At 71.0% G+C, this 11,366-nt stretch carries 9 protein-coding genes; all 9 read right to left on the bottom strand.

Annotated elements, in window-relative coordinates; genetic code table 11:
* Positions 1–2: 2 nt before the first annotated feature.
* Entirely contained in the window at positions 3–662 is a 660-nt protein-coding gene (locus Pen02_RS28085) for a D-sedoheptulose-7-phosphate isomerase (RefSeq protein ID WP_203869108.1), read from the bottom strand.
* Positions 659–1,630 carry an ROK family protein gene (locus tag Pen02_RS28080; RefSeq protein WP_203869107.1) on the bottom strand — a complete coding sequence of 324 codons (972 nt, stop codon included), beginning with the start codon at positions 1,628–1,630 and terminating at the stop codon, positions 659–661. Before Pen02_RS28080 ends, Pen02_RS28085 begins: the two co-directional genes overlap by 4 nt.
* Positions 1,631–1,636: 6 nt before the next feature.
* On the bottom strand, positions 1,637–2,551 hold the full coding sequence (locus tag Pen02_RS28075) for a carbohydrate ABC transporter permease (protein WP_203869106.1): 915 nt from the start codon (positions 2,549–2,551) through the stop codon (positions 1,637–1,639).
* A 1-nt stretch (position 2,552) separates the two neighbouring features.
* A complete protein-coding gene (locus tag Pen02_RS28070; RefSeq protein WP_203869105.1) occupies positions 2,553–3,500 on the bottom strand; it encodes a carbohydrate ABC transporter permease in 948 nt (315 codons plus the stop codon).
* A gap of 5 nt (positions 3,501–3,505) precedes the next feature.
* On the bottom strand, positions 3,506–4,867 hold the full coding sequence (locus Pen02_RS28065) for an ABC transporter substrate-binding protein (protein WP_203869104.1): 1,362 nt from the start codon (positions 4,865–4,867) through the stop codon (positions 3,506–3,508).
* Between the two features lie 196 nt (positions 4,868–5,063).
* The gene (locus Pen02_RS28060; protein ID WP_203869103.1) at positions 5,064–6,215 is read right to left on the bottom strand and encodes a LacI family DNA-binding transcriptional regulator; all 1,152 of its coding nucleotides are present in this window, start codon (positions 6,213–6,215) and stop codon (positions 5,064–5,066) included.
* A complete protein-coding gene (locus Pen02_RS28055) occupies positions 6,199–8,019 on the bottom strand; it encodes an alpha-amylase family protein (RefSeq protein ID WP_203869102.1) in 1,821 nt (606 codons plus the stop codon). Before Pen02_RS28055 ends, Pen02_RS28060 begins: the two co-directional genes overlap by 17 nt.
* A complete protein-coding gene (locus Pen02_RS28050; protein ID WP_203869101.1) occupies positions 8,016–9,827 on the bottom strand; it encodes an MBL fold metallo-hydrolase in 1,812 nt (603 codons plus the stop codon). The genes Pen02_RS28055 and Pen02_RS28050 overlap by 4 nt, the downstream gene beginning before the upstream one ends.
* A gap of 153 nt (positions 9,828–9,980) precedes the next feature.
* Complete coding sequence (locus Pen02_RS28045) at positions 9,981–11,252, bottom strand: serine hydrolase domain-containing protein (RefSeq protein WP_239141385.1); 1,272 nt, start codon at positions 11,250–11,252, stop codon at positions 9,981–9,983.
* Positions 11,253–11,366 lie beyond the last annotated feature (114 nt).

The raw sequence follows: 11,366 nt of genomic DNA, 5'->3' as shown, positions 1-11,366 counted from the left end.
GGTCATCCCTTCCGGGGCGCGGCGTCGAGCGGCTCGTGGCGGGTGGCCGCCCACCGGTCGATGTGCTCGCTGAGCAGGTGCAGCAGGAGCACATGGGCCTCCTGGACACGGTCGGTGCGGGCGGAGCCCACCGCGATGACGCGATCGGCGTACCAGGCGGCGGGCAGCGGGTCAGGGGCGGGCCGCCCGGTGCCGTCGGCCTTTTCGTCCAGGTCGGGTCGCCCGGTGAAGAGGACGGTCAGCGCGCCCGCCGCCTGGGCGATCCGCAGGCCGGCGACGACGTTCGGCGAGCGGCCGCTGGTGGTGAAGCCGACCACCACGTCCCGGGGGCGGGCGAGCGCGGCGAGCTGCCGGGCGAAGACGTCGTCGAAGGAGTAGTCGTTGCCGATGCACGTCGTCACGGTCGGATCGGTGGACAGCGCCACCGCGGGCAGCGGGTTGCGCTCCCGGCGGTACCGGCCGACGAGTTCGCCGACCAGGTGCTGGGCGTCGGCGGCCGAGCCGCCGTTGCCGAAGGAGTAGAGGATGCCGCCGTCGCCGAGGCGGGCGCAGACCTCTGCGGCGAGGGACTCGACATCGGCGACGAGCGCGCGAACGGACTCGACCACGGCGAGGTGGTCGTCGAGGTCCCGGACGAGCGGATACTGACCGTTGCTGCTCACGTGGATGCTCCGTTGTCGAGGTGAAGGAATGCCGAGGCCGCCGCACCGACCACGCCGACCGCGTCGCCGTGTGCGGAGAGTTCGACCCGGGCGGCGGCCCCGGCGGGACGCATGGCCTGGGAGAGCGCGCCGTGTCGGACCGGTAGCAGGAGGGTGTCGCCGGCCCGGGTCACCCCGCCGCCGAGGACCACCAGTTGGGGCTCCACCACGTTGATCATCACGGCGACGGCGCGGCCCAGCGCGGCCGTGGTCTCGTCCCAGACGAGGCGGGCGAGCGGGTCGCCGTGTCTCGCGTGGGTCGAGACGGTCTCGGCGGTCACCGACGGCAGGCCCCGCATCGACGACGGCTCGTCACCGGCCAGCGCCTCGACCGCCCGGCGCGCGATCGAGCTGCCCGAGGCGTACGCCTCGACGCAGCCGCGCTGCCCGCAGCCGCACAGCCGGCCGTTCCAGTCGATCACCACGTGCCCGAACTCGCCACCGTTGCCGGCCGCGCCCCGGTACACCTGGCCATCCAGGACCAGCCCGCCGCCGACGCCGGTGGAGATCGTCAGGTAGAGCATGTGGGCCACGTCCCGCCACGGTCCGAACCGGTACTCGCCCAGCACGGCGGCTGTGCCGTCGTTCTCCAGGAAGGCCGGCCGGTCGTACGCCGCCGACACCAGGTCGACGATGGGCACGTCGTCCCAGTACGGCAGTCCGGGAGGGCCCTGCACCCGCCCGGTCACCGGGTCGAGCGGGCCGCCGCAGCCGATGCCGACCGCGGCGATCCCGCTGGGGTCCCGGCCGGCCCCGGCCAATGCCTGGTGGCCCAGCTCGGTCAGCCGTCCGATCACCTTGTCCGGGCCATCCTCGACCCGGGTCGGGATCTGGACGAAGGAGCGCAGCTGGCCGGCGCGGTCCATCACCCCGGCGGCGAGCTTGGTTCCGCCGATGTCGAGGGCGAGTACGTGATCGTGGCGGGACACCTCGGTTCAGCCCTTCCGACCTTGGGTGGCGATGCCCTCGATGATGTGCTTCTGGGCGATCGCGAAGATGATGATCATGGGGATGGTGGCGATCAGGCTGGCCGCCATGATGATCTCCCAGTGTTGTTCGCCGCCGTTGCCGAACGTGTCGATGATCGACTTCAGTCCACGGGGCACCGTGAACAGCGCGGTGTCCTGGAGATAGATCAGCGGCTTGAGCAGGTCGTTCCAGCTCGCCTGGATCTCGAAGACGAAGACGATGGCCAGCGCCGGCCGGCACAACGGCAGGGCGATGCGCCAGAACAGGCCACCGAACCCGGACCCGTCGATCCGGGCCGCCTCGAACAGCTCGCGGGGCAGGCCGAGGAAGAACTGGCGCAGCAGGAAGATGTAGAACGCCGAGCCGAAGATGTTCTGCGCCCACAGCGGCACCTGGGTTCCGGTCAGGCCGATCTCGTTCCAGATCAGGTAGACCGGGATCATGGTGACCGCCTGCGGCAGCATCATGGTCGCCAACACCAGCCCGAAGAGCAGATTGCGCCCAGGGAAGCGGAAGTAGGCGAAGCCGAACGCCACCAGCGCGCTGCTGATGGTGACCGAGACGGCTGCGGCGATTCCCACGATGGCGCTGTTGCCGATCCAGCTCAGCATCGGCGCGTAGTCCCAGACGTCGGCGAAGTTCGACCACTGCCAGGTCTTCGGCACCAGAGCGTTGTCGAACACCTCGGTACGCGGCTTGAGCGAGGCGCTGACCAGCCAGACGAACGGGTAGGTGAAGACCACGCCGGCCAGGGCGACGGCGATCAGGTACGGCGCCCGCTTCCACGGCCGGGCCCGATCGCGGCGGGTGGGGCCCGATCGGCCGTCATCGGTGGGGACCTGGGCCCCACCGATGACGGGTTGGGTGGGTGAGACGCTCATGTCAGCCCCGCTCTCCCTCGTAGTAGACGAATCGCCGGGAGACGCGTACCTGCACCGCGGTGATGACGATGATGATCAGGAAGAGCAGCCAGGCCAGCGCGGAGGCGTACCCCATGTGCAGGAACTGGAAGGCCTGCTGGAAGAGGTAGATCACGTAGAACAACGCGGCCTCGTTGGAGTAGGTGCTGTTCTCCTGGGCGCCGAAGAACATCGTGTACGCCTGGTCGAACATCTGCAGCGCGGCGATCGTCTGCACGATCAGGGTGAAGAAGAGCGAGCCGCTGATCATCGGGATGGTCACCCGGCGGAACTTGGTCCACGCTCCTGCGCCGTCGAGGTCCGCGGCCTCGTACAGGTCCTTCGGCACCTGCCGCAACGCCGCGAGGTAGATGACCACCATCCCGCCCACGCCCCAGAGCATGGTGACGGCCAGGCCCGGTTTCACCCAGTCGGTGTCCGTGGTCCAGTTGGGCCCGGTGATCCCGACCAGCCCCAGCGTGCGGTTGAGCAGCCCCTGGTTGCCGTTGAGCAGCAGCAGGAACAGCGCCCCCACGGCGACGGTCGGGGTCATCACCGGTAGGTAGAAGACCGTCCGGAAGAAGCCCGAGCCACGCCCGAGCCGGTTGAGCAGCAGGGCGAGGGCGAGGGCCACCACCATCGCCGTCGGCACGTACAGGACCGCGTAGACGAGCGTGTTGCCGAGTGCCTTGGCGACCTTCGGGTCCGCGATCATCTCCCGGTAGTTGTCGAACCCGACGTTGCGCGGCTCGGCGATCGCGTCGTAGTCGGTGAACGACAGCACCAGGCTGGCGATCATCGGGCCGAGGGTGAACACCAGGGAACCGACGATCCACAGCCCGATGAAGGCGTATGCGGCCCGGGTCTCCCGCCAGTTGCGGCGGGAGCGACCCGGCGTGGCCCGGCGGACGGGCGCGCTGGTGGTCGACATGGTGGTCACTTCGCCGCGCTGAAGGCCTTGCTCGCCTCCGACTGTGCCTGCCGCAGCGCCGCGTCGGGCTTCTGCTGGCCGGACAGGGCCCGGTTCACCGCCTCCTGCCAGGCCACCTTAATCTCGCTGCCGGCTTTGGAGGCGTTGACGCCGAACGCGTAGTCACTGGCGGCGTAGTAGTTCTCCACCGCCTTGTCGAACCCGGTCGGCCCGGGCTTGACGTACTTGGCCTTGACCTGCTCGTCGGCGGCGGTGTTGGCGGTCCAGAGGCCGGTGAAGATGGACTTGTTCTGCTCCACAGTGGCCTGCCGGGCGGCACCGGCCTTCAGCCAGGTGTCGGTACTGGTCATGACCTTCATCCAGTTGACGGCGGCGGCCGGGTTCTTGGCGTCCTTCGGCAGGCACCACGCGCTGCCGTTCTGGAAGGTGATCGGCTTGCCCTGCCGGTCGGTGAACGGCGTCGACCGCAGGTCGATCTTGGGCGAGGACTGGACCAGGACGTTGACGTACCAGCCCTCCCACGGGAACGCCGCAGCCTGGTTCTTCACGAACTGGTTCCCGGCGCCGAAGAGGTCCCAGGTGTCGCGGAACGCCTTGAACTTCGACCAGCCGCCCTGCTCGTCGATCAGGCTCAGCGCGTACGTCAGCGCCTCGATGATCTTCGGGTCCTCCAGGTTCGGCGAGCCGTCCGGGTTGACCAGGTCGGCGCCGTTGGCCTTGGCCCAGAGTGGGAGGAACTCGGGGAGCTTCGGATCGAACCCGATCCGGGTGGTCCGTCCGCCGGCGGCCCGGTACAACTGCCTGGTCACCGTGTGCAGCCGGTTCCAGTCGGTGGTACTCACGTCGGCCAGCGTCAGGCCGGCCTCCTCGATCGCCTTGCCGTTCACCAGGATGTTGCGGGTGTTGTAGAACTCCGGGACGCCGTAGACCTTGCCGTCGAGCGTCACCTCCTTTATCGCCGCCTCGCGGTAGTCGCCGGTCTTGATCCCGGCTCCGCCGAGGAGGTCGTCCAGCGGTTGGATGGCGCCCCGGGACGCGTAGCTGCCGACCAGGCCACGGTCGAGATACACCAGGTCGGGCGGGTTTCCGCTGGCCACCGCCGAGAGGAACTGCTGGGGGTCGAAGTCGCCCTCGTTGAGGTTCACCTGGACGTTCGGGTAGGCGCTCTTGAACGCGTCGATCCGGGCCTGCCCGACGTCGTCGGGCTTGCCGAAGCCCTGGGTCGACAGGGCACCGGTGTCGCCCTTGCCGGCGCCACCCTTGCTGGCATCGTTCCCACTGTCTCCCACGCCACCGCAGGCGCTCAGCGCCCCCACAGCGAGGGTGCCCAGCGAGCCGGTGATTAGGCCCCGTCGGGTGATCGTCATTAGTCACTCCTCACGAACAGCGAATGTCCGGGGCAGGAGCCCATCAACCCCGCCGTGACCTGCCGGTCCGCCTCATCGGCGGCGGCGATGCAACCTCAACGGGCTTGTACCGGGGACATCGGATGTGGCATCGTTACCACAGTGATGTGCAACATATGAGTGACCCCAAGGTCTGTCAAGGCTCGTTACGTGGGTGTTACCGGGTGGGTCGGCGCCGTGGCCCAGGGGTGACCGTGCGTCGCGACACGGTGGACGCGGGACCTTCCGCAGATGCCGGGAGCAGCGTTCGCGGCGGGCCGGTCGAGCCCCGGACGACGACCGACGGCTCGATGTACCGGACCGTGGCCGCCTCGGTGGCCGGCCCCTCCAGCCGGTCGACCACCAACTGGGCGCAGGTCCGGCCGAGCTGGTCGGTGTGCTGGTCGACGGTGGTGATCCCGGGGGAGACCATCGACATCCACGGCACGTCGTCGAAGGCGACCAGCGACAGGTCCTCGGGCACCCGCAGGCCGCGTAGCCGCAGCGCCTGGAACGCGCCCTCGGCCAGCATGTTGTTGGCCGCGAACAGCGCGGTGACGTCGGGCCGGCGGTCGAGCAACGCGTTGACCGCGCTCCGGGCCGCCTCGGGCTGGAACCTGGTCGGCACCACCAGAGCCGGGTCCATCGGCAGTCCGGCGGACCGCAGCGCGGCCCGGTATCCCGCGAGGCGGCCGGCGCCGGTGGTCCAGTCGGTTTCGTCGATGAGCAGTGCGATGGCGGTGTGACCGAGGCCGACCAGGTGCCCGGTGATCTCCTGCGCCCCCTGGACGTTGTCGACCAGGACGCCGTCCGAGGTCGCCCCGTCCACCATCCGGTCCGCCTGGACCACCGCGACCCCGTCGTTCATCAGCATCCGCACGGCGCGGTTGGAGACCGGCGTGATGATCGCGGCGGAGACGCGTACCGCCATGAAGGTGCGCGCCCCCTCCACCTCGGCCTCCGGCTGCCCGTCGTTGTTGACCACGATGACGTGGTACCCGGCCGACCGGAGCTGCTCCTCGATGCCTGCGGCGAGGTTGGCGTAGAACGGGTTGCGGATGTCGGAGATCAACACCCCGACCGCACGGCTGGTGCGGCTACGCAGCGAACGGGCGTTGCCGTCGGGCACGTACCCGATCTGCTCGGCGGCCGCGATCACCCGGGCGCGGACCTCGGCGGCGACGTAGCCGTTGCCGCTGAGCGCCCGGGACGCGGTGGACGGCGAGATCCCGGCGGCCTGGGCCAGGTCCTGGATCGTGGGACGTCGGCGTGGTCGAGCGGCTGCACGGCGGGCCGATGCCCCGCCGTCCCGCTCAGGTGTCCTCGCCATGAGGCCCGATTCTAGGCGGAGGGGTGAGGCCCTGCGTACGGCGATAGGCCGCCCACGTCCTTTCGAGCGCCGACCACGCGGCCGGGGAGATCGGATCGGGGTCGAAATCCAGGCGGTCCGCGTAGTACAGCGCCGGCACGCCCAGCGCCGGCGCGACCTCGGCGTACGCGACCAGCGCCCGCTGGTCGGGCAGGCACCAGCCGTCGGTGTCCACCGGAAGTTCCGGGCAGGCCGACCGGACCACCCGGGCCCGGTAGGTCATCTGCGCCACCACGGCCGAGCCGGCGATGCCGGGCGGCGGCGTGCGCCCGAGCGGATGGTCCAGGTGCAGGACGTCGTTGAGCCGGAGCATGTCCGTCACGTCCAGGAAGCCGGGATCCGGGGTGTGCGTGACGATCAGCGAGCCCGGCTTGACCCGCTTCGCGGTCCGATGGACGACGCCGAGCAGTTCGTGCAGCAGGTCGAAGCCCCAGGACGGGCCGGCGTGCCGCAGCCCGGTGCCCGAGGGCGTCCGACCGGTGAAGTCGATCTTCAACCCGTCGGCGTCCAGTCCGGCCGGGTCGAGCATGTGGCCGACGGCCTCCTCGATGAGCCGACGGCCGAGCCGGCTCTCCGGGTCTAGCGTCACCGGCCTGCCCTCGGGGTCACGCACGCACGCCTCGTCGGGAGCACCCTCCGGGTCCCATGCCTTCCACCACAGCAGCACCCGCTGCCCGGCGGCGTGCCGCTGCGCGACGAAGCCGGCCAGGTCCGGCCACTTCTCCGGGTCGGGTCGGCAGGTCGCGTACCGCTCCTGCCACTTGTCGTCCACCACGACCGTGCCCGGCACCAGCCCGTTGCCGGCCAGGGTAGCCAGGAACCCGTCGTAGAGCGCCTGCCGGGACAGTTCGGGCGCGGTCGCCGCGCCGCCGGCGGCCAGGGCGCACTGTGCGCCCCAACCGCAGAAGATCGGCTGACGCCAGTGCGCGGCCAGCGGCCGGGGCGTGACCGGCGCCACCAGGCCACGGGCGGCCAACTCGTCCCGGTACCGGCGCAGCCCGTCGTACGGGTCGTCGGCACCGAACAGCAGCAACACGGTGGGGGTGTCGAACTCGTCGTCGACGACCGTGTGCCCCTGGTACTCGCAGCGCAGGGTGAACCCGTCGGGGGCCGGGTCGTACCCGAACTCCACGAAGGTCCGCCGCCGCGCGGCCAGGCCGAGCATCAGCCAGGGGCCGGACGGCAACCCATGATCATGCGGGACCGGCTCCCGGGACAGCCCGAAGCAGGTCGGCGCGGGGGTGAACAGCCAGCGGCCCACCCCGGGCTCCCCGCCCTCGCCGTTCACGCTGATCACCGCCGGTTCAACGGCTGGCCTGGCGATCCGCCACGGATGGTCGGGATTGGGAGAGAAGACCGTACGGTGCGCGGCGCCGCTGGGCAGCACGCCCTGCGGCAGGCGCATGCCGCCGAGCAGTTGGACGGTGGTGATCCGGCCGGCACCACGCACCGTCGCCCGGAGGCTGATCTGGCCGGGCCGGAACTCGACCACCTGGACGCGGGTGTCCCACCGGGTGCTGAGGCAGCGGACGGTGAGCCGGACCAGGTCGGCACCGACCTCGTGCGTCACCTCCTCGACCCGGACCGTCTCGTCCGGCCCGTCGAGCGCGTGCACGGAGCACAGCAGCCGAAGCTGCCCCCACGCGCCGCCGTCGGACCCGGCGACGTCGGCGAGCAACCGTCGTCGGTCGACCCGGGCGGTGTAGTGCGGCGTGCGGATCTCCAGGTGCCCGGCGACCTCGATGGCGCTGACCCCGGCCGTCATCGCACGTCCACCAGGGCCTCGGCCTGCTGGCCGAAGTCACGGTCGCCGACGGACAGGTTCGCCGCCAGCCGGGCCCGCCGCCGTGCGCCGGGCGCGGGCAGCACCTCGAACCGTACGCAGCCCTCGCCGAGCCCGTCGACCTCGACCTCGCGGTGCCGGGGCGTGGCCCGCCAGCCGTCGGGCACCACCAGGTCGACGCGTAGCCCGCACCGATGCCGGAACGGGTTGCGGACCTCCACCTCCAGCGTCAGCGGCTCCCCGGCGGTGGTCAGGGAACGGTACGGCAGGATCCGGGCCCCGAACCCCTCCGCGCCGAAGTCGACCTCGTCGAGCGGCAACAGTGCCCGGTGCAGCCGGGCCAACTCCTCGCCCCGGGCCAGCAGCATGTCGAGGTAGGCGGCATCCACCCGGCGGGGCGCCCAGTGCCCGCTGATCAGCAGGTCCGGGGAGAGCTGCCGGTACAGCAGCGCCGAGTCGATGAAGTCGTCGAACCGGAACCGGTTGCGGTACTGGAAGTTGAGCACCTCGGTACGCTGTCCCTCGATCCACCCGCCGTCCTGCTGGTCCCCGGTGGCCACGACTGTCCGGCCGTCGACCTGGAACCCGATCGCCACCGCGTACAACGTGTGGCCGGGCAGCGGGTACATGGTCAACTCGTACTCGTGCCAGCGCACCGGCACGCCGGTCGGCACCGCCCGGTGCACCGGCAGTGGGTCGTACCAGAGGCAGGGCAGGTCGTACCGACGCGGGTCGCGCAGAATGGGGGCAATCGACTCCGCCGCCCAGACCCGGGTCCCCTCCACCTGGTGCAGCAGGTCGAAGCCCGCCACATGGTCGTCGTGGTAGTGGGTCGGCACGACGACCTCGACCCGCTCGACGCCGTACGTGCGTCTCAGCGCGTCCAGGGAGGCCAACCAGGGTCGCCGAGACGACCGGTCACTGGCGCCGGGTAGCCCGGTGACCATGTCGAAGCCGTAGTCGATCAACAGGGCCGCGCCCGATTCGGACAACAACGCGTAGCTCGTCGCGAAGGACGTGCGGTTGCGCAGCAGGTGCGGCGAGAGCTCCTCGTACGGCCGGCGCAGCCAACCGTCCAGGTCCCACGGGGTGTCGCGACGGAAGTCGACCAGCGCCTGCAGGTTGCGGCGCGTCTCGGCGAGCGCCGGAGCAGGCTCGGTGATCGGCCGGCCGTGCGCGGGCAGGACGAGATCGGGCGTGCGCTCGGCCAGCAGGTCCAGCGACAGCACCGAGGCCGCCGCGCCCTCCAGCCCGCTGTAGCTCCACTGCAACGCCGAGAGCGACCAGACGGTGCCGGGTCCGTGCAGCAGGTCGCCGGTGAAGGCCATCCGCCTGCCGTCCAGTTCCGCCAGGTAGCCGACCGAGCCCAAGGTGTGCCCCGGCAGGGGGACGGTCAGGATGTCGATCCCGCCGAACCGACGGCTGCGGTAGTCCGGTACGACGCCGTGCACCGGGACGTCCTCCAGCAGCGAGAACCGGTCCTGTCGCAGGTCGTAGTCGTTGTCGAGGTTCCGCGTCCGCCAGTGCTCGCCGACGGCGGCGAACAGGTCCCGCTCCGACGACGGCACCCACACCCGGGCCCCGGCACTCACCGCTCGGGCCAGGCCCTGAGCCTGGTCGCGGTGGTGATGGGTCATGAGCACGTCGGTGATCCGCTCGACGCCGTAGTCGGCCAGGTGATCCAGCACCGTTCCGGACCCGAAGTCGATCGCGATCGCCGAGGACCCCTCGACGATCAGGTAGACGTTGCAGGTGTCCTGGTGGCGGTACACGCGGTCGGTCAAACGCATGTGGCAACGATTGCACAGCGGTGTTGACAGCGGAAGACGTGCACCCCCTGTCCGAGCGCGGCAGGCGGCGGCAAGATCCGCTGCCCGTGCTTCCGCAGGAAGGGGAACGATCCCCAGGATGTCCGGCCGGTGTCGCCGAGGTCGAAGAACAGCTCAGTACGGTACGCAGGCTTCGGCCGCCAGGCGCTGGAACTCGTCGGACCCGCCGTCGAACAGGAAGTCCACGGTCTGGGTCAGGGCGATCGCGATCAGGCCCCGGTGCGGGTCGGTGAACCAGGAGGTGCCGTAGCCGCCCTCCCAGCCGTACCGGCCCGGCTCCGAGATGTCGTCCGGGACGACGCTGACGCCCATGCCGTACCCCCAGCCCCGTCCGCCGAGCGGGTACGGCCCGGCGTCGGCCAACTGCTGCGGCGTCAGGTGGTTGGTCGTCAGTAGCCGGACCGACTCCGCCGACAGCAGCCGTCGACCGTGCCGGACTCCCCGGTCGAGCAGGAATCGGCTGAAGGCCAGATAGTCGTCGACGGTCGAGACCAGTCCGGCGGCGCCGGACGGGAAGGCGGGCGGCCGGGTCCACTCCTGCGGGGTCGAGACGGGCTGCGGCCGCAGCTGACCGGTCTGCGGATCCGCCGCGTAGAGGCCGGGCATTCGACGGGCGTCGGCGGCCGACAGCGCGAACCCGGTCTGGCTCATCCCCAACGGCCGGAACACCCGCTGGCGCAGGAAGTCCGGCAACGGCAGCCCCGAGGCGCGGGCGATCAGCACACCGAGCAGGAGCGAACCGGTGTTGTAGCGCCACCGCTCGCCCGGCTGGTACATCAGTGGCAGGGTGCCGAAGAGCCTGGTCCACTCGTCCGGGCCGTGCGGTGTGCGGGGATCCGGCTCCGCCAGCACGAGTCGCAGGTCGTTCGCGGCGGTGATCACCGGGTACGGCGGCTGGAAGCTCGGCTCGAAGATTATGCCGTGGCCGAGCCGGAACGTCAGTAGGTCCTCGACCGTGATCGGGCGTGCCGCCGCGACGGTCTGGTCGAGCGGCCCGTCGACCCGGACGAGCACGCGCCGCCCGGCCAACTCGGGAAGGAGCCGGTCGACCGGCTCGTGGAGTCCGAGCCGGCCCTCCTCCACCAGCATCATCGCGGCGGCCGCGACGACCGGCTTCGTCATCGACGCGATGCGGAACGGCGTACCGCGCCGCATCGGCTCGCCCCCGTCCAGCGACAACGTGCCGATCGTGTCCACGTGCACCCGGTCCCGCTGGGCGACGAGGTAGACGATCCCGGCGAGTCCGCCCCGCGCGACGCGCGCCGCCATGGCGTCGTGCAGGCGGACGAGCCCGGCCCGCCACGATCCACCTCCCCGGCCGCCGGTGCCGGCCGACGCCGGCCCGGCCGAACCGTTGGCCGACAGCGCGCCGGCCGCCGCGGACACACCCGCCGCGACCGTACCCGTGAACAACGCTCGCCTCGCTACCACAGCACTCCCCCGTCCTGGTCGCCACGAGCCGACCCGCTTCTCCGGACGACCCGCCGCGACAGCGGAACA

This window comes from Plantactinospora endophytica (assembly GCF_016862915.1).
Taxonomy (GTDB): domain Bacteria; phylum Actinomycetota; class Actinomycetes; order Mycobacteriales; family Micromonosporaceae; genus Plantactinospora; species Plantactinospora endophytica.
The sequence above is the reverse complement of the archived record's forward strand: the minus strand, read 5'-3'. Positions and strand labels throughout refer to the sequence as shown.